The sequence below is a fragment of the Klebsiella sp. 141240 genome (assembly GCF_050600805.1).
Classification (GTDB): domain Bacteria; phylum Pseudomonadota; class Gammaproteobacteria; order Enterobacterales; family Enterobacteriaceae; genus Klebsiella; species Klebsiella aerogenes.
Genome location: NZ_JAQIRK010000002.1, coordinates 327,096 through 350,372 on the forward strand (window position 1 = coordinate 327,096; position 23,277 = coordinate 350,372).

Annotated in this window: 22 protein-coding genes; 14 read left to right on the plus strand and 8 right to left on the minus strand. The window is 58.5% G+C overall.

Translation table 11 applies throughout. The features are described from left to right. The first annotated feature begins 22 nt into the window (after nt 1–22). Genes citF through citG form a run of 3 tightly spaced genes read left to right on the plus strand, consistent with a single transcriptional unit; the run spans nt 23 to nt 2,576 of the window. Nucleotides 23–1,540, plus strand: a complete 1,518-nt coding sequence (gene citF / locus PGQ95_RS04520; RefSeq protein ID WP_430917107.1) for a citrate lyase subunit alpha — start codon at nt 23–25, stop codon at nt 1,538–1,540. Between the two features lie 39 nt (nt 1,541–1,579). Next, on the plus strand, nt 1,580–1,747 hold the full coding sequence (locus PGQ95_RS04525) for a hypothetical protein (protein WP_430917109.1): 168 nt from the start codon (nt 1,580–1,582) through the stop codon (nt 1,745–1,747). Then, nucleotides 1,725–2,576, plus strand: a complete 852-nt coding sequence (gene citG / locus PGQ95_RS04530; protein WP_430917111.1) for a triphosphoribosyl-dephospho-CoA synthase CitG — start codon at nt 1,725–1,727, stop codon at nt 2,574–2,576. The genes PGQ95_RS04525 and citG overlap by 23 nt, the downstream gene beginning before the upstream one ends. On the opposite strand, the gene fepC is transcribed toward citG, so the two are convergent. Genes fepC through fepD form a run of 3 tightly spaced genes read right to left on the minus strand, consistent with a single transcriptional unit; the run spans nt 2,573 to nt 5,360 of the window. Beyond that, nucleotides 2,573–3,367 carry an iron-enterobactin ABC transporter ATP-binding protein gene (fepC, locus tag PGQ95_RS04535; RefSeq protein WP_087860268.1) on the minus strand — a complete coding sequence of 265 codons (795 nt, stop codon included), beginning with the start codon at nt 3,365–3,367 and terminating at the stop codon, nt 2,573–2,575. The genes citG and fepC overlap by 4 nt on opposite strands. Next, nucleotides 3,364–4,353 carry an iron-enterobactin ABC transporter permease gene (fepG, locus tag PGQ95_RS04540; protein WP_213317422.1) on the minus strand — a complete coding sequence of 330 codons (990 nt, stop codon included), beginning with the start codon at nt 4,351–4,353 and terminating at the stop codon, nt 3,364–3,366. The genes fepC and fepG overlap by 4 nt, the downstream gene beginning before the upstream one ends. Beyond that, nucleotides 4,353–5,360, minus strand: a complete 1,008-nt coding sequence (fepD, locus tag PGQ95_RS04545) for a Fe(3+)-siderophore ABC transporter permease (RefSeq protein WP_213794466.1) — start codon at nt 5,358–5,360, stop codon at nt 4,353–4,355. Before fepD ends, fepG begins: the two co-directional genes overlap by 1 nt. A gap of 112 nt (nt 5,361–5,472) precedes the next feature. On the opposite strand from fepD, the gene entS reads away from it, so the two are divergent. Beyond that, nucleotides 5,473–6,714 (plus strand): enterobactin transporter EntS, encoded by a 1,242-nt coding sequence (gene entS / locus PGQ95_RS04550; protein ID WP_213794467.1) that lies wholly within the window; start codon nt 5,473–5,475, stop codon nt 6,712–6,714. A 58-nt stretch (nt 6,715–6,772) separates the two neighbouring features. On the opposite strand, the gene PGQ95_RS04555 is transcribed toward entS, so the two are convergent. Further along, the gene (locus PGQ95_RS04555; RefSeq protein WP_430917113.1) at nt 6,773–8,899 is read right to left on the minus strand and encodes a glycosyl hydrolase family 18 protein; all 2,127 of its coding nucleotides are present in this window, start codon (nt 8,897–8,899) and stop codon (nt 6,773–6,775) included. 229 nt (nt 8,900–9,128) lie between these two features. Further along, nucleotides 9,129–10,088, minus strand: coding sequence for a Fe2+-enterobactin ABC transporter substrate-binding protein (gene fepB / locus PGQ95_RS04560; protein WP_113373833.1), 960 nt, complete (start codon nt 10,086–10,088; stop codon nt 9,129–9,131). Nucleotides 10,089–10,275: 187 nt separating this feature from the next. Between fepB and entC the strand changes: the two genes are divergently transcribed. The 7 genes from entC to PGQ95_RS04595 all read left to right on the plus strand — a co-directional run bounded on the left by entC (nt 10,276) and on the right by PGQ95_RS04595 (nt 17,782). Next, nucleotides 10,276–11,451, plus strand: a complete 1,176-nt coding sequence (gene entC / locus PGQ95_RS04565) for an isochorismate synthase EntC (protein ID WP_045361975.1) — start codon at nt 10,276–10,278, stop codon at nt 11,449–11,451. Between the two features lie 9 nt (nt 11,452–11,460). Continuing rightward, on the plus strand, nt 11,461–13,068 hold the full coding sequence (entE, locus tag PGQ95_RS04570) for a (2,3-dihydroxybenzoyl)adenylate synthase EntE (protein ID WP_113373834.1): 1,608 nt from the start codon (nt 11,461–11,463) through the stop codon (nt 13,066–13,068). A 13-nt stretch (nt 13,069–13,081) separates the two neighbouring features. Further along, entirely contained in the window at nt 13,082–13,933 is an 852-nt protein-coding gene (entB, locus tag PGQ95_RS04575) for an enterobactin biosynthesis bifunctional isochorismatase/aryl carrier protein EntB (protein WP_213794469.1), read from the plus strand. Further along, on the plus strand, nt 13,933–14,688 hold the full coding sequence (gene entA, locus PGQ95_RS04580; protein WP_087860262.1) for a 2,3-dihydro-2,3-dihydroxybenzoate dehydrogenase EntA: 756 nt from the start codon (nt 13,933–13,935) through the stop codon (nt 14,686–14,688). Before entB ends, entA begins: the two co-directional genes overlap by 1 nt. Then, nucleotides 14,689–15,102, plus strand: coding sequence for a proofreading thioesterase EntH (entH, locus tag PGQ95_RS04585; protein ID WP_087860261.1), 414 nt, complete (start codon nt 14,689–14,691; stop codon nt 15,100–15,102). It abuts the gene before it with no gap. A gap of 297 nt (nt 15,103–15,399) precedes the next feature. Next, the gene (gene cstA / locus PGQ95_RS04590; protein ID WP_213794470.1) at nt 15,400–17,505 is read left to right on the plus strand and encodes a pyruvate/proton symporter CstA; all 2,106 of its coding nucleotides are present in this window, start codon (nt 15,400–15,402) and stop codon (nt 17,503–17,505) included. A 79-nt stretch (nt 17,506–17,584) separates the two neighbouring features. Beyond that, complete coding sequence (locus PGQ95_RS04595; RefSeq protein ID WP_002893903.1) at nt 17,585–17,782, plus strand: YbdD/YjiX family protein; 198 nt, start codon at nt 17,585–17,587, stop codon at nt 17,780–17,782. Here the strand turns inward: PGQ95_RS04595 and PGQ95_RS04600 are convergent. From PGQ95_RS04600 to PGQ95_RS04610, 3 genes are all read right to left on the minus strand, one after another. Further along, complete coding sequence (locus PGQ95_RS04600) at nt 17,779–18,183, minus strand: helix-turn-helix domain-containing protein (protein WP_430917117.1); 405 nt, start codon at nt 18,181–18,183, stop codon at nt 17,779–17,781. The two genes, PGQ95_RS04595 and PGQ95_RS04600, sit on opposite strands and share 4 nt — an antisense overlap. Continuing rightward, on the minus strand, nt 18,158–18,460 hold the full coding sequence (locus PGQ95_RS04605) for a type II toxin-antitoxin system RelE family toxin (RefSeq protein WP_015367763.1): 303 nt from the start codon (nt 18,458–18,460) through the stop codon (nt 18,158–18,160). Before PGQ95_RS04605 ends, PGQ95_RS04600 begins: the two co-directional genes overlap by 26 nt. Nucleotides 18,461–18,643: 183 nt before the next feature. Further along, entirely contained in the window at nt 18,644–19,387 is a 744-nt protein-coding gene (locus tag PGQ95_RS04610) for an SDR family NAD(P)-dependent oxidoreductase (RefSeq protein ID WP_015367762.1), read from the minus strand. 307 nt (nt 19,388–19,694) lie between these two features. Between PGQ95_RS04610 and PGQ95_RS04615 the strand changes: the two genes are divergently transcribed. The 3 genes from PGQ95_RS04615 to PGQ95_RS04625 are packed head-to-tail and all read left to right on the plus strand — an operon-like array spanning nt 19,695 to nt 23,277. Then, a complete protein-coding gene (locus tag PGQ95_RS04615; RefSeq protein ID WP_430917120.1) occupies nt 19,695–21,197 on the plus strand; it encodes a sugar ABC transporter ATP-binding protein in 1,503 nt (500 codons plus the stop codon). Then, complete coding sequence (locus PGQ95_RS04620; protein WP_032714059.1) at nt 21,194–22,192, plus strand: ABC transporter permease; 999 nt, start codon at nt 21,194–21,196, stop codon at nt 22,190–22,192. The genes PGQ95_RS04615 and PGQ95_RS04620 overlap by 4 nt, the downstream gene beginning before the upstream one ends. A 20-nt stretch (nt 22,193–22,212) precedes the next feature. Beyond that, nucleotides 22,213–23,277 carry a sugar ABC transporter substrate-binding protein gene (locus tag PGQ95_RS04625; protein ID WP_087860258.1) on the plus strand — a complete coding sequence of 355 codons (1,065 nt, stop codon included), beginning with the start codon at nt 22,213–22,215 and terminating at the stop codon, nt 23,275–23,277.

A 23,277-nucleotide genomic window follows, 5' to 3' on the forward strand; every position in this document is an offset into this window, starting at 1 on the left:
TTGTGCGCAGCGAGGAAAAGTAATGAGTAAGTTAACTGAAGAATTGCACCAGAAATACGCGCACCTGCGTCATCTACAACCTTTTACCAGCGCGCATACCATGACGCCTTGGCTGTCGGATAACGACGCTAAACACCACCGCAAGCTGTGCGCCAATCTTGAAGAGGCCGTAAAACGCAGCGGCCTGAAAGACGGAATGACCATCTCTTTCCACCACGCGTTCCGCGAAGGCGACAGGGTGATCAATGACGTGGTCGCTTTGCTGGCGCGAATGGGGTTCAAAAACCTGACCCTGGCATCCAGCTCGCTGATGACCTGCAACGACGCGCTGATTGAACATATTCAGTCCGGGGTGATTACCCGCATCTGGACCTCCGGTATGCGCGGCAAGCTGGCGGAGGCGATTTCCCATGGCCTGATGGAAGAGCCGGTGCAGATCCACTCGCACGGGGGTCGCGTGAAGCTATTGCAGGATGGTGAGATTAAAATCGACGTGGCGTTCCTCGGCGTACCTTGCAGCGATGAATACGGCAATGCCAACGGGACTCAGGGTAAGGCCTGCTGTGGCGCTCTCGGCTACGCGATGGTCGATGCGCAGTTCGCGCGTAATGTGGTGCTGTTGACGGAAGAACTCGTGCCGTTCCCGAACATGCCGGCGAGCCTGGTACAGGATCAGGTTGATTACATTGTTAAAGTGGACAGCGTTGGCGACCCGGCGAAAATCAGCGTCGGCGCGGCGCGCGTCACCAGTAATCCGCGGGAGCTGCTGATCGCCCGTCGCGCGGCGGAAGTGATCGAGCACTCCGGCTATTTCTATAACGGTTTCTCAATGCAGACCGGTTCCGGCGCGGCATCCACCGCCTGCACCCGCTTTATGGAAGAGAAGATGGAGCGCAACAATATTGTTGCCCGCTTCGCGCTGGGAGGCATTACCGGCAGCCTGGTCGATCTGCATGAAAAAGGGTTAATTGAGAAATTGCTCGACACCCAGTGCTTCGACAGCCAGGCGGCGGCGTCGCTGGCGCGTAACCCGAATCATATCGAAATCTCCACTAATGTGTATGCCAATCCGGGGGCGAAAGCGGCCAGCTGCGACCAGCTGGATATCGTGATCCTCAGCGCGCTGGAAATCGACACCGACTTTAACGTCAACGTCATCACCGGTTCCGACGGGGTGATGCGCGGCGCATCCGGCGGCCACTGCGATGTGGCGGCGGCAGCGAACCTGACGATTGTCGTGGCGCCGCTGATTCGTAGCCGAATCCCGACGGTGGTGAAGCGGGTAACTACCATGGTGACGCCGGGCGAAAGCATTGATGTGCTGGTGACCGACCACGGCATCGCAGTGAACCCGGCGCGCCCGGAAGTTCGCGAGCGTCTGCTGGCGGCAGGTCTGCCGGTACTGGAGATGGCGGAGCTGTATGCCCGCGCGCTCACCCTGACTGGCGAGCCAAAGCCTATCGAATTTACCGACCGCGTGGTGGGGATAATTCGCTATCGAGATGGTAGCGTCATTGATGTGGTGCACCAGGTGAAATAGGGTAAACAATCCATGCTACCAACGCCTGAAATGTCGGGCGTGAGTCTCAATCTCCTGCTGGCGGTGAAAGCGCTTTGTGCTCCACGCCAGCAGGAGTGGCTGACGCGTTGGCAATTTCCGTTTATTTTCTTACTGCTGGTGAGGCCGCTGTCAGATGCGGCTAACCAGATAGAACAACGTATTGATGGTTGGTTTAGTCGTGATTAACGTGCGTATCGCCAGTCAATTAACCATGCCTGATATTGTCATGGCTGCCAGACAGGCATTGCTTGATGAAGTTTACTTAACACCTAAGCCAGGTTTGGTGGATGCGGCTAATAATGGCGCGCACCGGGATATGGATTTATCGCTATTCTTACGCAGCATCGATGCGATTACTCCGTGGCTATCTCATTTCTGGTTTAAGGCTGAGCAATACTGCCATGTGGATGAAACCGCGCTATTGCCGCTGATTCGCCCAATTGGGTTGGCTTGTGAACAAGCGATGTTTACCGCCACTCATGGTATTAATACCCATAAAGGCGGCATCTTTTCTCTTGGGTTACTCTGTGCTGCGGCAGGATGGTTGAGCGGACGTAGCGAAGCGCTAACGTTATCATCCCTTTGCGAAACGGTCAGGCGCATTACTCGTGGCATTGTGGCAAAAGAACTGCAGGGTGGCAGCTCTGGAAAGACCGCGGGAGAGCGATTATATCAACAATATGGATTAACCGGGGCGCGAGGGGAGGCCGAAAGCGGGTTTCAGATCATTCGCCAGCATATACTGCCATGGTGGTTTACTGAGCATTGTCCTCGGAAACGTTTGCATCAGGCGCTCTTAAGTTTAATGGCCGTTAATCCCGATACTAATCTCGTCTCAAGAGGGGGGCTGGAAGGATTACATTTTGTCCAATTGTATGCCAGCCAATTACTTGCACATGGCTGGACTACTGCGGATTTAGCGATCATGGACAAAGCGCTAACCAACCGAAACCTTAGTCCAGGAGGGAGTGCGGACCTTTTAGCTGTTGCCCAGGTGCTTATGCTATATGCTTAACGACGTCCCAGCGGCACCACCAGCGGCGTATGCGCCACCGGATCCTCGATTATCGTGCAGCGCAGGCCGTAGATACGCTCAATCAGATCCGCCGTGACGATCTCTTTCGGCGCGCCTTCGGCAACGATCTTACCGTCGCGCAGGGCGATCAGATGGGTGGCGTAACGGCAGGCCTGATTGAGATCGTGCAGTACCGCCGCCAGCGTATATCCCTTCTCGCGATTCAGCTCGCTTAACAGTTCCAGCAGGTCGATCTGATGGCTGATATCCAGCCAGGTCGTCGGCTCATCAAGCAACATAATCGCTGTCTCCTGCGCCAGTACCATCGCAATCCATGCCCGCTGGCGCTGGCCGCCGGAGAGGGTATCCACGCTCTGCAGCGCGAGGTCGACAATACCCGTCGCCCGCATCGCGTTATTTACCGCTGTTTCGTCTTCTTTACGCCAACGGGTAAACATCGGCTGGTGCGGATAGCGCCCGCGCGCCACCAGCTCTTGTACGGTGATATCGCCGGGCGTGGTGGCATTCTGCGCCAGCAGGCCAATCCGCTTCGCCACCTCTTTGCTGGCGTAGCGCTGGATCTGCTCGCCGTCGAGATAAACGTGTCCGCTGGACGGGGTCATCAGGCGGCTGAGGGTGCGCAGCAGGGTTGATTTACCACAGCCGTTGGGACCGATAATCGCCGTGAAATGGCCGTCAGGAATTGTGACGTTCAGCGATTCGGCGATGGTCTTTTTGCCGTAGGCCAGGGTCAACTGGTCGCCGCGCAAACGGGAAGTTACAGCGGTCATTTTTTGCGGGACTCCTGAATTAATAACGCGATGAGGTAGATACCGCCAAGACTGACGGTGACCACCCCTACCGGTAACTGATAAGGCATGAACAGGCGCTGAGCGCAGTAATCGGCCAGCGCCAGCAGCAGCGCGCCGCACAGCGCCGACTGGGTTAATCCCCAGCGTGCGGTACCGCTTATCCGCCGGGCGATATGCGGCGCGACCAACGCGACGAAAGAAATAGGCCCGGCCAGCGCGGTGGCGGAAGCGGTCAGTAGCACCGCCACCAGCATCAGCAGCAGGCGCGAACGTTCGACCCGAACCCCCAGCGCGCAGGCGGTATCGTCGCCCATCTCCAGCAGCCGCATCCGCCGCGCCAGCAGCGCGCCGCACGCCAACATCAGCAGAATCAGCGGCGCCGATGGCCAGGTTTTGCCCCACGTCAGGCCGTTGAGCGAACCGGCATTCCATAATCCGGCGGAAAGGGCGGTCTCAAGCGACGCGCGCAGCAGCAGCCAGGTATTGAATGCCACCAGCATGGCGCGCACGCCGATGCCGATAATGATCAGGCGGAAGGTTTCAATGCCGTTGCGCCACGCCAGCAGCCACACCACCAGCGAGGTCAGCACGCCGCCAAGCATTGCCGCCAGCGCGATGGCGGTCAGGTTCTGGCCGAACATCACCATCGCTACCAGCACGCCGCTCCAGGCGCCGGTGTTGAAGCCCATTACGTCCGGGCTACCCAGCGGGTTACGCATCAATGACTGAAAAATGGCGCCGCTGACGCCAAGCCCCGCGCCGATCAGCAGCGCCATCAGCACGCGCGGCAAGCGCCATTCGGTGACCACCATGCTGACGTTACGCGGCGCGTCGCCGAGTAGCGCCGAAACCACCTGTTCGATGCTGAGCGGCACCAGGCCATTACCCAGACCGAGCAGCGACACCAGCAGACTGGCGGCGATCAGCAGCAGGCAGCAGAAAATCAGGCGGCGGGAAGGGGCCATCACAGCGCACCTCCTCGCGGCTGACGGCGAACCAGCCAGATCAGCACCGGCGCGCCGATAAAGGCGCTGACCACCGAAACGCGCAGTTCACCGGGCACCAACAGGCGGCCAAGCACGTCGGCAAACAGCAACAGGGCGGGAGTGGCGAGCAGCGTAACCGGCAATGACCAGCGGTGATCCGCGCCGACCAGCCAGCGCGCCATATGCGGCATCATCAGGCCGATAAAGGCGATAGGGCCGACCAGCGCCGTCGCGCTGCCGCACAGAACGGTGATCGCCAGCAGGCCGATAAGCTGGGTGCGCGCGACCCGGCTACCGAGCGCGGTGGCGGTGTCGGCGCCGAGACTCAGGCTGTTTAGCGCCCGGCTGAGAAACAGCGTTACCGCGGCGGCAATCAGTACCGGCAGCAGGACGATTTTCAGCGTTTGCAGGGTGCGAATATCCAGCGAGCCGGCCTGCCAGAAGCGCAGCTGGTCATATACGTCCGGGTTGAGCAGGGCGATGCCGTTAGATAAGCCTTCCAGTACCGCCGCCAGCGCCACGCCCGCCAGGGTCAGGCGCACCGGGCTAAGCTGGCCGCCGCCCTGGCTGCCGGTAAACGCGACCAGTAACGACGCGGCGAAGGCGCCGCAGAAGGCCATCAGCAGCTGCTCCTGCGGCGAAGTGATACCCAACAGCGCCGCGCCTAACACGATGGCGAAGCTGGCGCCGGAGTTGACGCCGAGCAGGCCCGGGTCGGCCAACGGGTTACGGGTGAGGGTTTGCATCAGCGCGCCGGCGAGACCGAGCGCGCAGCCGGCGAGCAATCCAGCCAGCGTACGCGGCAGGCGGGCATCCAGTACGATGGTACAGTCGGCGCTCTGACAACTGCCGGAAAAGGCATCGACAATCACGGAAGGCGGCAGAGGTTTGGCGCCGATAAGCAGGCTGAGCGCAATCGCGAGAGCTAAAAGTAACAAGAGACCAGGCACGGCGACGGCGCGCACCGTGGTCGTAGAAAACGACATAGTTCAAATCCCTGATATGATAATGATAGTAGTTATCGTTATCGATTTTATTCAGGTATGTTATCATGAGAAACCATAAAAATGGTATGAAAAATAACGACAAGGCCCTTGCATGAACCGACCTTCCCGGCTGCTTGATGTCAGCCTCCTGCGCACCCATCCGGCGTTCCGCGCCGTCTTTATCGCTCGCTTTATCTCGATCCTGTCGCTTGGCCTGTTAGGCGTGGCGATCCCGGTACAAATCCAGATGATGACCCATTCGACCTGGCAGGTGGGGCTCTCGGTGATGTTGACCGGCTGTTCAATGTTCATTGGGCTGATGGTCGGCGGCGTGTTGGCCGACCGTTATGAACGCAAACGCCTGATCCTGCTGGCGCGTGGCACCTGCGGCGTTGGCTTCGTCGGCCTGTGCCTGAACGCCATGCTGCCGGAACCCTCGCTGGCGGCAATTTACCTGCTGGGGATCTGGGATGGCTTCTTCGCCTCTTTAGGCGTAACCGCGCTATTGGCGGCAACGCCGGCGTTGGTGGGCCGCGAAAATCTGATGCAGGCAGGGGCTATCACCATGTTGACCGTGCGTCTCGGTTCGGTGATCTCGCCGATGATCGGCGGCCTATTGCTGGCGACCGGTGGTGTTGCCTGGAACTATGGCCTGGCGGCGGCAGGGACGTTCATTACCACCCTGACGCTGCTACGCCTGCCGCTGCTGCCGCCACCGCCGCAGCCGCGCGAGCATCCGCTGAAATCGTTACTGGCGGGGCTAAAATTTCTCTTTAATAGCCCGCTTATTGGCGGTATTGCGCTGCTCGGCGGCCTGTTGACGATGGCCAGCGCGGTGCGGGTGCTTTATCCGGCGCTGGCGGAAGGCTGGCAGATGTCAAATTCGCAAATTGGCCTGTTGTACGCCGCCATCCCACTTGGCGCGGCGCTGGGAGCGTTAACCAGCGGGCAACTGGCGCATACCGCCAGGCCGGGAGCGTTGATGCTGATGACAACGGTAGGGTCATTTGTGGCGATCGCTTTATTCAGCGTGATGCCGTTCTGGGCGCTGGGCGCGCTCTGTCTGGCGCTGTTTGGTTGGCTGAGCGCGATAAGCTCGCTGCTACAGTACACGCTTATCCAGACGCAAACGCCGGAGAATATGCTGGGGCGCATTAATGGCCTGTGGACCGCGCAGAACGTCACCGGTGATGCCATTGGCGCGGCGTTGCTTGGCGGATTAGGGGCGGTGATGACCCCGGTGGCTTCAGCCAGCGCCAGCGGCTGGGCGCTGGTGATTGTTGGCGTATTACTGATTGGCTTATTGCGCGAGCTACGTCGTTTTCAGCGTCCAGAGATGGTCAGCGAAAGTTAAGCGCGATAATAGCAAAAAGGCCCCGGATTGCTCCGGGGCCTGGCTTCACTTATAACACTTAGTATGCGCCGAGGTCTTTCCAGACGTCGAACTGGCCGCAGTACAGGTCAGGCTGGTTGCCCTGAGACCACCATTTCACCTGATAGTTGTGACCTTTCCAGCTCACGGTTTCAAAGGTACCCCAGTTGCCGCCATAAACGGTTTTAGCATCCCACAGCGGGTAAGGCGTAGCGTCGTCAGACGGTACCACGTCATCATCCTGCGCAGGCGTGGTGTCATCAGTCTCTTTTTCTTCGTCAGCAGGTTCATCTGCCGGCTCATCGGCTGGCTTGTCATCACTCTGACCGTTTCCGGAAGCCACGACGACGGAGAGGATAAAGCGCTGCTGGGTTGACGGTTCGCCCCAGGTGTCGCGAACGAACAGGGTAAAGGTAAACTCGGTATCCGCGGTGACGACCGGGACATCGAACTCAATAACCGCGGCGGTTTTATCCACAACATCAATCGCTGCCGGCACGCCCCAGCTGTAGCTCAGCTCGTCGCTATCTTCATCAGACGACTTTTCCCCGGACAGACGAACGCGGGAGCCGCCTACGACCATCATCTCAATCGCCGCCTCTGGCGCATGGTTTACCGTCGGTTCAGTCTGGTCTGTATCTTCTTCCTCCTGTTCATCAGCTGGCGCAACGTTGATGCCTTCGAAATAGAACGGGTCCATATCGATAACTTCAGAAGCGATTTCATATCCCAGACCTTCACGGGCGGCGTTAACCAGCACGCCGTTGTCCTGGTCGATAGTCCAGGTGAACATGCCGCCCAGACCCAGCTTCGCCGCGTATTCGCCTTTGGCTTTCACGGTGCGCGGCGTATCCAGCGACATAAACAGTTTGGATTCCGGGTTGTAGAGGTAGTCAGCGTCAGCCACCTGGTCGGTATAAACGTTAAAGCCGTTACGCCCTTTCTGGTTTTCCAGGTCCAGGTAGTTATAAATGACGTCATACCATTCGGTGGTACCCGATTCAAAGGTACCGACGGTGGTGCCGTTACCCGGGTTATAGGTACCTTTCAGCGGAGACAGCGACTCCAGCTCGGCGTTGCGGCCGTTACGGGTATAACCGGCGTAACCGATGTTGATACGTTCAGCGGGGAAACCTTCCGCCAGCAGATGTTCAACGATGGTGTTAACCGCCCAGCCGCCTTGTTCAATGGCGTTCAGGTTGCTGTGGTGAGCAATGCTTTCGGCCCACGGGGTGCCGAAGAAGTCATAGGTCATCAGGTTGATGCCGTACAGACCGGCGCTGAGCAGCGCTTTGACGTTGGAATAATCGAAAGTCTTCACCACCGCCGAACTGGCGATAGAGATTTTGACATCGCTCAGGCCGGCGGAATCCAGCTGCTTACGCAGTTCGGCAATCAGCAGGGCGTAGTTATCGCCATCTTCCGGGCCATAAGGGTTACCGGCGCCTTCAGCGTTCGGGTATTCCCAGTCGATATCCACTTCGCTGAACATCGGGAACTGTTTGAACAGCTTCACCACGCCTTTAGAGAAGGTTTTACGTGCGGAATCAGATGCCGCGGTTTCATGGAAGCCGTTACTCATGGTCCAGCCGCCGATGCTCATGGACAGCACCAGGTTGTGGCCCTGCTGTTTGGCTTTCGCCTGCAGGTCGCGCAGGCCGCCGAGCAGGCCTTTGGTGTTCGTCTGGGTTACGGTTTTCGGATCGACGTCCCAGCCGCTAACGCTGTGGCCAACGTTAACGTAAGACTGGAAGTCGCCCCACGGGTCGAGGAAGGTCGGTTCATATTTGACTTTGCCGCACTGCTCGGCGCCTTCGGCCACCACATCGCGATACAGACCATCCACTTTATGGAAGCCGGTCACGCCGACGAAGCCAACGATGATTTTATCGTAAGCGGTCGGTGAGACGTTGGTCAGGTCGTAGCCGCGGCCGCGGTTATCTTTCGCATCGCTGCCCTGCAGGCGACCATCATACTGAGACCAGTCGGTGTAGTAACCGAATACCTTTGGTTTGGTGGTTGCGCTTTTGTATTTGTTATAGACCGGTTTGGCGACGCGGTCTGACGTGTAGCTGTAGTTGCTGACTTCAGTTGCCGGGTTAAAACCATCTGCGGCGTTGCTGGTTTCGGTCAGGGTATCGCCCTTGATCAATTTGCTAGTGGTCACGGTAAGTTCCTTCTGAGTTGAATGTCCACCTCAAGTGGTGTGGGGCAGATATTCGGGGAAGGCGGCGACGATGGCTAATCACAAAACAACACCTCAAATGATGATGTTTCGCATGAGGAATGGATGAGATATCAAAGGGGAAAAGGAATAAAAAGTCTTTTGTAACAGATAGATGATGTGTTTGATGAGATGAAATGAGATCCCGGCGCCTGGCGCCGGGATGGGAGACTCAGGCAAAGAGCGCGGATAAACGCTGCAGGACCAGCATGGCGCTGTAGTAGTCAAGACGGAAGGTTTCGGTACCCAGCGGATAAACGCGCTTCGCGGCAACCGACGGCAGGTGCGCCAGCAGCGGGTTAGCGTAAATGGCCTCAGCGTCTTTCTGGTCGCCGGCGAACAGGAACAGGCTTTCGCCGTTGATACCCGCCGCCAGATTCTCGCCGCCCAACTGCACGATGTCGTGACGCTTACCCTGGCTCTGGCTGGCGTGAAGGCCGCCCGGCAGCGCCGCCAGCTTAAAGCCTAACTGTTCCAGCATCTGACCCTGCGCTGATTCCGGCGTCCAGATATTGGCGCTATGCGCCGCGGCGGTATAAACCAGCGCGGTGACCGGCTGCGGCGGCAACTTCAGTTTCTCTTTTAACGAAACGAGCTGTTTATTGAATTCGGCAATGCGCGCGTCCGCCTGCTTCTCGTGACCGGTGATATGCCCTAATTGGGTAAGCAGCGTCTGCCAGCTTTTATCGTCGTAGTTGATGACAAGCGTCGGCGCGATAGTCGAAAGCTGGTCGTACAGGGCCAGCGCGGAATCTCCCCCGGTGGCGCTTATCAAAATCAGATCCGGCATCTGCGCCGCCACCGCTTCGGCGCTGGGTTCGCCAATATACAGTCGCGCCAGTTTGCGCTTTTTCGCGACATCGCCCCACTGGCGCAGAAAGCCCTGCGCGTCGGCCACGCGGTTATTCGGCGTGGTTGCGCCGCTGGCCACCACCGGCGCATCAATAGCCAGCAGCGAGCCGGTGAGGGTAACGCTGGTTGAGACTATGCGCAGCGGCTGGCTTTCCAGCGTATGGGTGCCGCGGCTATCGGCGATCTGACGCGGCCAGTCCGCCGCCAGCGCTGAGGTAATTCCTAAAAGGCACAGCCCGCTGGCGAGTAAAGTACGACGGCAAAAAGTGGCAAAATTCACGAATTCGCATCCTGAGTCAGTTGTAGTAAATACGTCTCATTTTCAACATTGTGTTGCCTGGATGCAAGTTTAAGTCGCATAACCTGCTGTTTGTGCGGTTGACAAGGAGAGCAATACCTTTTAGGTTAGCCAACAAAAATATAAATGATAATTATTCTTAATATCTTTATCGTTTTTGGAGGATGATATGGAAACGTCACTGGCTGAGGATGTACAGGAAAAAACGCAGACCCTGTCGCCGCAAAGCTTCTTCTTTATGTCGCCGTACCGCAGCTTCAGCACCACCGGCTGTTTTAGCCGTTTTTCCCAACCTGCCGTCGGCGGTGATTCACTGAACGGCGAGTTCCAGCAGAAAATGGCGGCCGCTTTTGCCGAAGCCCGCGCGGCGGGGATCCGCAAGCCGGTAATGGTCGGGGCGATTCCGTTCGACACCAATCAGCCTTCCGAGCTCTATATCCCCGAACGCTGGGAAACCTTCTCCCGTACCGACAAACAGCAGTCCGCGCGTTACGCGGCGCCGCTCAAGGCGATGGATGTTGTCGATCGTCAGGAGATCCCGGAACAGGACGAGTTTTTGGCGATGGTGGAACGTGCCGCCGCGCTGACGGCGACTCCGGAAGTCGACAAAGTGGTGCTCTCAAGGCTGATTGATATCACTACCCGCGACCGGGTCGATAGCGGCGCGCTGCTGGAGCGGCTGATTGCCCAGAACCCGGCGAGCTTTAATTTCCATGTCCCGCTGTCAGACGGCGGGGTACTGCTGGGCGCCAGCCCGGAACTCCTGCTGCGTAAAGAAGGGCTGCATTTCAGTTCGCTGCCGCTGGCCGGCTCTGCCCGCCGCCAGCCTGACGACGTGCTGGACCGCGAAGCAGGCAATAAATTGCTGGCCTCCGGTAAAGATCGCCATGAGCACGAGCTGGTGACCCAGGCGATGAAGAGCGTGCTTGGCCCGCGCAGTAGCCAGCTGTCGCTGCCGGAATCACCGCAGTTGATTACCACGCCAACCTTATGGCACCTGGCGACGCCGATCGAAGGTACGGCGCTGGCGGAAGAAAACGCCATGTCGCTGGCCTGCCTGCTGCACCCGACCCCGGCGCTGAGCGGTTTCCCGCACCAGGTGGCGAAGCGCCTGATTGCCGAGCTCGAACCGTTCGATCGCCAGCTGTTTGGCGGCATTGTCGGCTGGTGCGATGACGAAGGCAACGGCGAATGGGTAGTGACCATCCGCTGTGCGCGCCTACATCAACGCTCGCTGCGCCTGTTTGCCGGCGCGGGGATCGTCCCGGCCTCCTCGCCGCTGGGCGAATGGCGCGAAACCGGCGTCAAACTCACCACCATGCTTAACGTATTTGGCTTGAATTAAGAGGCAAGGATGATTGCATTTACCCGTTGGCCGGAAGAGTTTGCGGCCCGCTATCGTCAAAAAGGCTACTGGCAGGATCTGCCGTTAACCAATCTGATTACTCGTCATGCGGAAAATGACGCCGTGGCGATTATCGACGGCGAGCGGCAGATTAGCTTCCGCCAGTTTAACCTGCTGGTGGATAACCTCGCGTCTTCCCTGCAGCATCAGGGGCTTAAGCGCGGAGAAACCGCGCTGGTGCAGCTTGGCAACGTCGCCGAGTTCTACATTACCTTCTTTGCGCTGCTGCGCATCGGCGTCGCTCCGGTTAACGCCTTGTTTAGCCACCAGCGTAGCGAACTCAACGCCTACGCCGCGCAGATTAAACCCTCGCTGCTGATTGCCGATCGCGAGCACGCGCTGTTTGCGGACGATAGCTTCCTCAATGGTTTTATCGCTGAGCATCCTTCACTGCGCGTCGCGCTGCTGCGTAACGATGGCGGCGAGCGCGACCTGGCGACGGAAATTAACCGTACGGCGGATAACTTTGTCGCCAATCCGACCCCGGCTGACGAAGTGGCTTTTTTCCAGCTCTCAGGCGGCAGCACCGGGACGCCGAAGCTTATCCCGCGTACCCATAACGATTACGATTACAGTATCCGCCGCAGCAACGAGATCTGCGGTATTAACGCCGATACGCGCTATCTCAACGCGCTGCCGGCGGCGCACAACTATGCGATGAGCTCGCCGGGCTCACTGGGCGTCTTCCTCGCCGGCGGCCGGGTGATCCTCGCCGCCGACCCGAGCGCCACGCTCTGTTTCCCGTTGATTGAAAAACATCAGATTAACGTCGCGTCGCTGGTGCCGCCGGCGGTCAGCCTGTGGCTGCAGGCTATTCATGAATGGGGCAGCAACGCGCAACTGCAATCGCTGCAGTTATTGCAGGTTGGCGGAGCGCGCCTGTCCGCGACGCTCGCCGCGCGCATTCCGGCGGAAATCGGCTGCCAGCTGCAGCAGGTGTTCGGCATGGCGGAGGGGCTGGTTAACTACACCCGTCTCAACGATAGCCCGCAGCGGATTATCAATACCCAGGGTTGCCCGATGTGCCCGGACGACGAAGTGTGGGTGGCGGATGCCGATGGCAACCCGCTGCCGCGCGGCGAAGTTGGCCGTCTGATGACCCGTGGGCCTTATACCTTCCGCGGCTACTACAACAGTCCGCAACATAACGCGGAAGCCTTTGATGCCGATGGATTTTACTGCTCAGGCGATCTGATTTCGATCGATGAAGATGGCTATATCACCGTCCAGGGCCGGGAAAAAGATCAGATCAACCGCGGTGGCGAGAAGATCGCCGCTGAAGAGATAGAAAACCTGCTGCTGCGCCATGAGGCGGTGATCCACGCCGCGCTGGTCAGCATTGAGGACAATCTGCTGGGCGAGAAGAGCTGCGCTTATCTGGTGGTGACATCGCCGCTGCGCGCCGTCGCGGTGCGCCGCTTCCTGCGCGAGCAGGGCGTGGCTGAATTTAAATTGCCGGATCGCGTGGAGTGCGTTGCCGCGCTGCCGCTGACGCCGGTGGGCAAAGTCGATAAAAAACAATTACGTCAGTGGCTGGCCGAAGGCAAGCTGGGCTGAAGGAGAACAGAAAATGGCAATCCCTAAATTACAGGCTTATGCGCTGCCGGAAGCCAGCGATATTCCGGCGAACAAAGTTAACTGGGCCTTTGAGCCGTCGCGCGCCGCGCTGCTGATCCACGACATGCAGGAGTATTTCCTCAATTTCTGGGGCGAAAACAGCGCGATGATGGAAAAAGTGGTGGCCAATATCGCCTCCCTGCGCGACTTCTGCAAACAAAACGGTATTCCGGTGTACTACACCGCCCAGCCGAAAGAGCAGAGCGATGAAGACCGCGCCCTGCTGAATGATATGTGGGGGCCGGGGTTAACTCGCTCGCCGGAACAGCAACAGGTGATTGCCGCGCTGGCGCCGGATGAACAGGATACGGTGCTGGTGAAATGGCGCTACAGCGCGTTTCATCGCTCGCCGCTTGAAGAAATGCTGAAAGAGACCGGCCGCGACCAGCTGATCATCACCGGCGTTTACGCCCATATCGGCTGCATGACTACCGCCACCGACGCTTTTATGCGCGATATCAAACCGTTCTTTGTCGCCGATGCGCTGGCGGACTTCAGCCGCGAAGAGCATTTGATGGCGCTGAAATACGTCGCTGGCCGTTCCGGACGGGTGGTGATGACCGAAGAACTGCTGCCGCTGCCGGCCTCCAAAGCGGCCCTGCGCGCACTAATTCTGCCGCTGCTCGACGAATCCGACGAACCGCTGGATGATGAAAACCTGATCGACTACGGGCTGGATTCGGTGCGTATGATGGCGCTGGCCGCCCGCTGGCGCAAAGTGCACGGCGATATCGACTTCGTGATGCTGGCGAAAAACCCGACCATCGACGCCTGGTGGGCGCTGCTTTCCCGCGAGGTGAAATAATGGCGGCGCTGGATTTTCACGGCCAGACCGTGTGGGTGACCGGCGCAGGTAAAGGCATTGGCTATGCCACCGCGCTGGCTTTCGTCGAGGCCGGGGCCAACGTCACCGGTTTCGACCTTGCCTTTGACGGCGAAAGCTACCCGTTTGCCACCGAAATGCTGGACGTCGCCGATGCCGACCAGGTACGCGACGTTTGCGCGCGTCTGCTCAACGATATCGAACGACTGGACGTGCTGGTGAATGCGGCCGGGATCCTGCGCATGGGGGCGACCGATCAATTGAGCGCGGAGGACTGGCAGCAGACCTTCGCGGTGAACGTCGGCGGCGCGTTTAATCTGTTTCAGCAGACGATGGCGCAGTTCCGCCGTCAGCAGGGCGGGGCGATCGTCACCGTCGCCTCCGATGCCGCGCATACTCCGCGTATCGGCATGAGCGCCTATGGCGCCTCGAAAGCGGCGCTGAAAAGCCTGGCGTTGACCGTCGGGCTTGAGCTGGCAGGCAGCGGCGTGCGTTGTAATCTGGTATCGCCGGGCTCCACCGACACCGATATGCAACGTACCCTGTGGGTCAATGAAGATGCTGAACAGCAGCGGATCCGCGGATTTGGCGAGCAGTTTAAGCTTGGGATCCCGCTGGGCAAAATCGCCCGTCCGCAGGAGATCGCCAATACCATTTTGTTCCTCGCCTCTTCTCACGCCAGCCATATCACGCTGCAGGATATTGTGGTCGATGGCGGCTCGACGCTGGGGGCGTAAATGGCCTGGAAACGAGAGCTCACGCTTGCGGCGCTGAACGCCAGCAGCGAAAACACCATGGTGGCGCATCTTGGCATCGTCTACACCCGGCTGGAAGAGGGGCTACTGGAGGCGGAGATGCCGGTGGATGCGCGCACGCATCAGCCGTTTGGCCTGCTGCACGGCGGCGCTTCCGCGGCGCTGGCGGAGACGCTGGGCTCGATGGCCGGTTGGCTGATGACGGAGGATGGGCAGTGCGTGGTGGGCACCGAGCTTAACGCTACCCACCATCGTCCGGTCTCCAGCGGTAAAGTGCGCGGTGAATGCCGACCGCTGCATCTTGGCCGCCAGAGTCAGAGTTGGGAAATTGTAGTGTATGACGAAAAAGGGCGGCGCTGCTGCACCTGTCGTCTGGGTACCGCGGTGCTTGGCTAAGACGCCGCTATTTCCCCGGCTTGCGCTGCGCTGAGCCGGGCTACCAAATCGCACAGCGCTGTAGCCCCGGTAAGCGGTAGCGCCACCGGGGGTTTTGAGGCCGCCACCCGACAAAAAAACGGCACCGTTCACGGCAATCCTTTCATTAATTTTCCTGTCTTAAGTGATCCCGCTAGCAATGTGAGACAAATCTCCGCCGCGGCATGGCATCTGCGCTGTTTCGAAGTTGTTAAATTCTGCGTTGTGTTCTAGAAACAAACTGTAACATCCTGATTACCCTACCGGTGGACCACAACAATGAATAATTCAGGGAAATACCTTATCTGGACACTGCTCTCCGTAATCGGAGCCTTTGCCCTCGGCTATATCGCCTTAAACCGGGGTGAGCAGATAAACGCGCTGTGGATTGTCGTCGCGGCGGTCTGCGTTTATCTGATCGCGTATCGTTTCTACGGCCTGTATATCGCCAAAACCGTCCTCGGCGTTGACCCAACGCGGATGACGCCGGCGGTACGACATAACGACGGTCTCGATTATGTTCCGACCGACAAAAAAGTGCTGTTCGGTCACCATTTTGCCGCGATTGCCGGCGCAGGGCCGCTGGTTGGCCCGGTGCTTGCCGCGCAGATGGGCTACCTGCCGGGGATGATCTGGATCCTCGCCGGCGTGGTGCTGGCCGGCGCCGTGCAGGACTTTATGGTGCTGTTTGTTTCGACCCGCCGCGATGGCCGTTCGCTTGGCGAACTGGTTAAAGAGGAGATGGGGCCGACCGCTGGCGTACTGGCGCTGGTGGCCTGTTTTATGATCATGGTGATCATCCTCGCGGTACTGGCGATGATCGTGGTGAAAGCATTGACCCACAGTCCCTGGGGGACATACACCGTCGCCTTTACCATCCCGCTGGCGATCTTTATGGGCATCTATATTCGCTACCTGCGCCCGGGGCGCATCGGCGAGGTGTCGGTGATAGGCCTGGTGATGCTGGTGTTCGCGATTATTTCCGGCGGCTGGGTGGCGGAAAGCCCGACCTGGGCGCCGTGGTTTGATTATACCGGCGTACAGCTGACGTGGATTCTGGTGGGTTACGGCTTTGTTGCCGCGGTACTGCCGGTCTGGCTACTGCTGGCGCCGCGCGACTATCTCTCCACGTTCCTGAAAATCGGCACCATCGTTGGGCTGGCGATTGGCATCCTGATTATGCGCCCGACGCTGACTATGCCGGCGCTGACGAAGTTCGTCGACGGTACCGGCCCGGTCTGGACCGGCAACCTGTTCCCGTTCCTGTTTATCACCATCGCCTGCGGCGCGGTTTCTGGTTTCCACGCGCTGATCTCCTCCGGCACCACGCCGAAGATGTTAGCCAACGAAGGCCAGGCCTGCTTTATCGGCTACGGCGGCATGTTGATGGAATCCTTCGTGGCGATTATGGCGCTGGTGGCGGCCTGTATTATCGACCCGGGCGTCTACTTCGCGATGAACAGCCCGATGGCGGTGCTGGCGCCGGCGGGGACGACTGACGTCGTGGCCTCGGCGGCGCAGGTAGTGAGCGGCTGGGGCTTTAGCATTACCCCGGATACGCTGAATCAAATAGCCCATGAGGTCGGCGAACAGTCGATTATTTCACGCGCCGGCGGCGCTCCGACGCTGGCGGTGGGGATGGCTTACATTCTGCACGGCTCGCTGGGCGGGCTGATGGATGTCTCTTTCTGGTACCACTTCGCCATTCTGTTTGAGGCGTTGTTTATCCTGACGGCGGTCGATGCCGGCACCCGCGCGGCGCGGTTCATGCTGCAGGATCTGCTGGGCGTGATTAGCCCCGGGTTGAAAAAAACCAGCTCGCTTCCGGCTAACCTGCTGGCGACCGCGCTGTGCGTCCTGGCGTGGGGCTACTTCCTGCATCAGGGGGTGGTTGACCCGCTGGGCGGCATCAATACCCTGTGGCCGCTGTTCGGTATCGCCAACCAGATGCTGGCGGGAATGGCGCTGATGCTGTGCGCGGTGGTACTGTTCAAGATGAAACGCCAGCGCTATGCGTGGGTGGCGCTGCTGCCGACAAGCTGGCTGCTGATTTGTACGCTGACCGCCGGCTGGCAGAAATCGTTTAGCCCGGATACCAAAGTCGGTTTCCTGGCCATCGCCAATAAATTCCAGGCGATGATCGACAGCGGCGCCATTCCGCCGCAGTATACGGAATCGCAGCTGGCGCAGCTGGTGTTTAATAACCGTCTCGATGCCGGGCTGACTATCTTCTTTATGATTGTGGTGGTGGTTCTGGCGCTGTTCTCGATTAAAACCGCGCTGGCGGCGTTGAAAGAGGATAAACCGACGGCGAAAGAGACGCCGTATGAAGCGATGCCCGCGGATGCGCAGACCTTAACGGCGCAGGCGAAGCGCGCGCATTAACCTGTTTGGCCTACCTTTCTTCTCCTCCCTCTCCCTGTGGGAGAGGGCTGGGGTGAGGGGAATAAGCGAGGAACTCATTATGTTCGACACCCTTTCAAAAGCAGGAAAATATTTAGGCCAGGCGGCGAAGATGATGATCGGCGTGCCGGATTACGACAACTACGTCGAACACATGCGGATCACGCATCCGGACCAGACGCCGATGACCTATGAAGAATTCTTCCGCGAGCGCCAGGACGCACGCTACGGCGGTAAGGGCGGGGCAAAGTGCTGCTAGCCTTCTTTCGGTAAATAAAGACTGATTTGCTCCTGGGTACAGCCGTAAATCGCCGCCAGTTTTTCGCGGGTTCGCTTCTGCGGACGGGAGTTCAGCGCTTCCAGCTGTGACACCGCGGACTGGCTGATGCCGAGTTTAGCCGCGACCTCCCGCTGTGAGAGTCCGCGCAGGATACGCCACGCGGCCTGCAGGCTGACGTTTTCTTTATGCATCACGTCGCAGACATCCCCTGGCAGCATTACGTTATCATAGATATCTGATTCATAAGAAATATCTTCCCAATTGTTTTCATCCTCGTCGTCGTACTCCAGCAGAGCCAGGCGCATACGAAAGTAATCACTGTAAGGAATGACGACATACTGGTCTTTTCCTTCTTCATCCTTGATGTACTGAATAGTCATATTCGGTATGTTCCTCATGAAGGTAGGTGGTGGTGGTTCGGCGTTTAACCGCCACTACGTAGCAGGTATCGTCCGGCGGATCCCCAAAGGTGTAGATGACTCTGTAATCACCTAATCGCAGCCTGTAGTGGTTTTCGGGAAAGGACAATTTTTTGATATCCGAGATAGGTGAAGCTTTATCATTCATCTTCTCCAGCCTGGATTTAATGCGGTTCTTATACCGATTATCGATTTTAGAAAATTGCTTATTTGCCGTTTTTGACCAGACAATCTTCATCCGTACCTCCACTGTACGCCCACACAAAACATAAGGAAATAATAAGACTATTAGATAAATTCCGAATTTCTTATGGAGTACAGTAGAGCGGAGAAAAAACGCAGGTAAGAGGCAAAGCGTAACCCGTCGAGGCGGCGCGGGAAGGCCTCTGCCGGGCGACAGAGGCTTGCAGAAAATATGCGATCAGGCGTTCAGGCCGCCATCCACGTCGAGCCCCGTACCGGAGATCTGCCCGGCGGCCGGGCTGGCCAGGAAGGTGACCGCCGCGGCGATGTCTTGCGGCTGGCCGTAGTGACCGACCGCAATCATCTGGCGCTGGGCTTCCGCCTGTTCCCCATCCTCCGGGTTCATATCGCTGTTGGTCGGCCCTGGATGGACAAGGTTAACGGTGATCCCGCGAGGGCCTAAATCACGCGCCAGGCCACGGGTCAGGGAGTTGAGGGCGGACTTGGTCATGGCGTAAACCGCGATGCCCGGCATGGCTACGCGGTTGGCCAGACAGCTGCCGATGTTGATGATCCGTCCGCCATCGGACATATGCACCAGCGCTTCCTGGATAGCGATGACCACCCCACGAATATTGACGTTGATAAGGTCGTCAATGTCCGCCAGCGTCATGGATTCCAGTGGACCGCCGCGGGCGATGCCAGCGTTGTTGACCAGAATGTCCAGCCCGCCGAGGGCCCGGGCTGCATGGGTGACGGCATCCTGAATGGCCTGCGCGCTGGCGCTGTCTGCCTGCACCGCTTCGCTGTACCGACCCAGCGCCTTAATTTCATCAGCGACTGCCTGGGCTTTATCGGCCGATTTTTCATACGTAATAACCACATCGGCGCCGGCGCGCGCCAGCGACAGCGCAATAGCGCGACCCAACCCACGGCTGGCGCCGGTAACCAGCGCCTTCTTACCTGTTAAATCGATCTGCATGATGACCTCGTTACGAGAGTGGTGAGAATCATCATTAGGTATAGATGGTCTGGGTGATTAACGGCTGAAGTATTCCACCTTCTCAAACGTCGCGCGCAAAGCGTCAGGGGTTAACGTCGCCGGCAGGCTAAAGCGCTGCCAGGGCGGGAAGCGCTCCTTATGGGTGTTGGGCTAACCTGATGTTATGTCTGGACATCCAGATGGCTAATATTATTTGGTTTTATCTTATGCTTTTTACGCAGTTGTCAGGCATCGGCGGCTGTGAAAAATTCGTTAAATCAGAATATTAATTGCCCTGGGGAGGGTGATGAGCGTGAATCGCCTTGAGATGCATAACATTAGCCTGGCCTTTTCCGGCTTTCAGGCGCTGAGCAAGGTGAATTTTACCCTTAAGGGCGGAACGGTGCATGCGCTGACCGGCGCCAACGGCGCTGGCAAATCGACGCTGATGGCGGTGTTGTGCGGGACGCACGCCGATTACGAAGGCGAAGTCGCGATCAATAACCAGCCGGTTAGCATTCGTTCGCCGCGCGATGCAAAGCAACTGGGCATCCATCTGGTACAGCAGGAGGTGGATGTTGCGCTGGTTCCGGGGCTGAGCATTGCCGAAAACATCATGCTGGACAGGCTGGCTGAGCCGGGTGCGGTTTTTCGCTGGTCGCATGTGCGTCAGCAGGCGCGCGAAGCGCTGGCGCAGCTTGATATTGCGCTGGATGTTCGACGTTCAATCGATAGCTGTACCCTTGCCGAAAAACAGCAAATTCTGCTGGCTCGCGCACTGTCGCACCATTGCCGTTTTTTGATTCTTGATGAACCCACCGCGCCGTTGGATCAGCACGAAAGCGAACGCTTATTTGCGGTGGTTCGTCGTCTGCAGCATCAGGGGATCGGCGTGGTCTTTATTTCGCATCGTATTCATGAACTAAAAGCGATTTGCGACACCCTGACGGTACTGCGCGATGGCCGTTTAATCGAAAGCGGCCCGATGGCGCAGCTCAGCGGCGAGCAGATCGTCGAAAAAATGCTCGGCCACGAGTTGAGCGATATTTTTCCGCCTGCGCGTCCGCCGCATGGCGAAGAGGTGCTGCTGCAGGTTGACGGTTTGCATGACGAAGCGCTGTTGCAGGATATCTCGCTACGTCTGCATAAGGGCGAAATTCTCGGTATCGCCGGCTTAGCGGGCGCGGGGAAAACTGAACTTTGCAAAGCCTTATTCGGCGCCAGTAAAAGCCGGGTGCGCTACGGCGAACTTAACGGCCAGCCGTGGCGGCCGCGCGATCCGGGCGATTCCGTCCTCCAGGGGCTGGCGCTGGTGCCGGAAGAGCGGCGCAAAGAGGGGATATTCATCGATGAGGCGATCGCCATGAATCTGGCGGTCAGCGCCGATAACAGCTTTTCGCGCTGGAGCCTGTTCGGCCATCGGCAGGCGTGGCGGTGGGCGCAGGAGGTTATTGCCCGTATCGGCGTGCGCGCCACCGGGCCGGGGCAGACGCTGCGCCGCCTCTCCGGCGGTAATCAGCAAAAAGTGGCCATCGGCAAATGGCTGCGCGGCGGTGCAAACGTGCTGATTTTCGACGAGCCGACGAAAGGGGTGGACGTGAAAGCGAAAACCGATCTGTTTCAGTTGATTGATGGCCTGGCGCGGGAAGGCCGGGGCGTGATTTACGCCTCCGGCGAATTTTCCGAGCTGGTAGGCCTGTGCGATCGCATCTGCGTGCTGTGGGATGGGCGCATTGTGGCGGAAATTCCCGGCGCCGAGGCGCGGGAGGAGACGATTCTTTATTACTCCACCGGAGGAGCGGCAGCGTGAGCAAGGCTCTGGCAGTTAACGCGACGGTATCGGGCCGTCAGCGGTTTTTCGATTTTCTCTATAAATGGGGCATGTTGCTGACCGTGGTGCTGCTGGTTGGCGTCTTTGGTTTGGCCTCGGATAACTTTCTTGACCCGTTTAACATCATCAACATTCTGCGCTCCATCGCTATCGTGACGGTGATTGCCATTGGGGTATCGATTTCTCTTACCATCGGCGGCTTTGATCTGTCGGTGGGGTCGACGGCGTCGCTGGCGAATGCGTTAGTGATTTCGTTGTTTGTCTGGCACGGCCTGAACACCACTGAAGCCATTCTGATCACCCTCGCGCTCTGTACGCTGGTTGGGCTATTCAACGCGTTTCTGATCGTGGTGCTGCGCATTCCTGACATGCTCGCCACGCTTGCCAGCCTGTTTGTGATTCAGGGCGTGGCGATGACCTACAGCTACGGCGGCTCGATCACCGAAAATATGGTGCTGCCGAGCGGCGAGATGGCCGAAGGTACGATCCCGGCGGCGTTTGGCGCGCTGGGGCAGGTACCGACCATCGTCATTATCATGCTGGTGGTAACGCTAATCGCGCAGCTGGCGCTGTCGTTCACCACTCACGGGCGGAGGATGTACGCCATCGGCGGCAACCCGGAGGCGGCGCGACTCTCCGGCCTGCGGATCACGCGCTATAAAGTGGCGGCCTACGTGATTGCCTCGCTGTTGGCCGGGCTGGGCGGCATTCTGCTGGCATCTAGGATTGGTTCTTCCCAGGTGAACGCCGGGGGCGGTTACCTGATGGATGCGGTCGCGGCGGCGTGGATCGGCTTTTCGCTGGCGGGCTCCGGCAAGCCGAATGCGCTGGGTACATTGGTGGGTGCGGTGATCCTCGGCGTGCTTTCCAATGGCCTGGTGATGCTGTCGGTGCCCTATTACGCGATGGACATTATTAAAGGGCTGGTGCTGGCTGGCGCGCTGGCACTGACCTATTTTCAGCGCCGGACCTAACACTTTACAGGGTAAACAAAATGAAAAAGATAGCACTTTCTCTTATAGCGCTGGGCCTGCTGCAGTCGATGGCAGCGCTGGCGCAGACCCCGACGCCGGTTCCGGCGGCGATCGCTGAGCATAACGGCCCGATCCGCATCGCGGTGATTCGCAATCTCGGTTCTGACGATAACACTACCCAGTTTGTCGCCGGGGCGATTCAGGAAGGTAAAAAGCTCGGTTTTAAAGTCAGCGCCTTCCTGAGCAACGGTGATGACGCCAAATTCCAGGACTTCGTCAATCAGGCCATTAGCCAGAAATATGACGGTATTATTCTTTCCCAGGGGCGCGACCCGTACTCGACCGCGCTGGTGAAAAAGGCGGTCGATGCCGGGATCAAAGTCGCGGTGTTCGATACCGCGGTGCAGGGATCCATCCCCGGCGTGACGGTTAGCCAGCAGGATGACGCCTCGTTGACCGAGCTCTCTTTTGGCCAACTGGTGAAAGATTTCAACGGCAAGGCCAACATTATCAAGCTGTGGGTGGCAGGCTTCCCGCCAATGGAACGCCGGCAGGCGGCCTACCAGACGCTGCTTAAACAAAATCCGGGGATTAAAGAGCTGGAGTCTATCGGCGCCGTTTCATCCGACGTGCAGGGTGACACCGCTAACAAAGTCGGCGCGATTCTGGCCAAGTATCCGAAAGGGAAAATCGACGCCATCTGGGGCACCTGGGATGCCTTTAGCCAGGGGGCCTATAAGGCGCTGAAAGAAAACGGACGCAGCGAAATCAAACTCTACAGCATCGATATTTCCAATCAGGATTTACAGCTGATGCGGGAAGCCGGTAGTTCGTGGAAGGTTAGCGTGGCGGTCGACCCGAAACTCATCGGCGCCACCAACGTGCGCTTGATTGCCAATAAGATTGCCGGAGAAAGCACCCCGGCTACCTACGATTTCAAAGCGGCGGCGATCCCGCAGGCGCTGCTGGCGGCACAGCCTGGGGCGGTCAACGTGGCGTCGCTGGGGAAAATAATCCCAGGCTGGGGGCAGACCGAAGATTTTATTGCCCCGTGGTTTGCCACCCTGGAAGCCCAACATAAATAA

Coding starts and splice junctions, on each gene's coding strand:
- citF (WP_430917107.1), top strand. CDS start 23: ATGAGTAAGTTAACTGAAGAATTGCACCAGAAATACGCGCACCTGCGT.
- citG (WP_430917111.1), top strand. CDS start 1,725: ATGGTTGGTTTAGTCGTGATTAACGTGCGTATCGCCAGTCAATTAACC.
- fepC (WP_087860268.1), bottom strand. CDS start 3,367: ATGACCGCTGTAACTTCCCGTTTGCGCGGCGACCAGTTGACCCTGGCC.
- fepG (WP_213317422.1), bottom strand. CDS start 4,353: ATGGCCCCTTCCCGCCGCCTGATTTTCTGCTGCCTGCTGCTGATCGCC.
- fepD (WP_213794466.1), bottom strand. CDS start 5,360: ATGTCGTTTTCTACGACCACGGTGCGCGCCGTCGCCGTGCCTGGTCTC.
- entS (WP_213794467.1), top strand. CDS start 5,473: ATGAACCGACCTTCCCGGCTGCTTGATGTCAGCCTCCTGCGCACCCAT.
- entC (WP_045361975.1), top strand. CDS start 10,276: ATGGAAACGTCACTGGCTGAGGATGTACAGGAAAAAACGCAGACCCTG.
- entE (WP_113373834.1), top strand. CDS start 11,461: ATGATTGCATTTACCCGTTGGCCGGAAGAGTTTGCGGCCCGCTATCGT.
- entB (WP_213794469.1), top strand. CDS start 13,082: ATGGCAATCCCTAAATTACAGGCTTATGCGCTGCCGGAAGCCAGCGAT.
- entA (WP_087860262.1), top strand. CDS start 13,933: ATGGCGGCGCTGGATTTTCACGGCCAGACCGTGTGGGTGACCGGCGCA.
- entH (WP_087860261.1), top strand. CDS start 14,689: ATGGCCTGGAAACGAGAGCTCACGCTTGCGGCGCTGAACGCCAGCAGC.
- cstA (WP_213794470.1), top strand. CDS start 15,400: ATGAATAATTCAGGGAAATACCTTATCTGGACACTGCTCTCCGTAATC.
- PGQ95_RS04595 (WP_002893903.1), top strand. CDS start 17,585: ATGTTCGACACCCTTTCAAAAGCAGGAAAATATTTAGGCCAGGCGGCG.
- PGQ95_RS04600 (WP_430917117.1), bottom strand. CDS start 18,183: ATGACTATTCAGTACATCAAGGATGAAGAAGGAAAAGACCAGTATGTC.
- PGQ95_RS04605 (WP_015367763.1), bottom strand. CDS start 18,460: ATGAAGATTGTCTGGTCAAAAACGGCAAATAAGCAATTTTCTAAAATC.
- PGQ95_RS04610 (WP_015367762.1), bottom strand. CDS start 19,387: ATGCAGATCGATTTAACAGGTAAGAAGGCGCTGGTTACCGGCGCCAGC.
- PGQ95_RS04615 (WP_430917120.1), top strand. CDS start 19,695: ATGAGCGTGAATCGCCTTGAGATGCATAACATTAGCCTGGCCTTTTCC.
- PGQ95_RS04625 (WP_087860258.1), top strand. CDS start 22,213: ATGAAAAAGATAGCACTTTCTCTTATAGCGCTGGGCCTGCTGCAGTCG.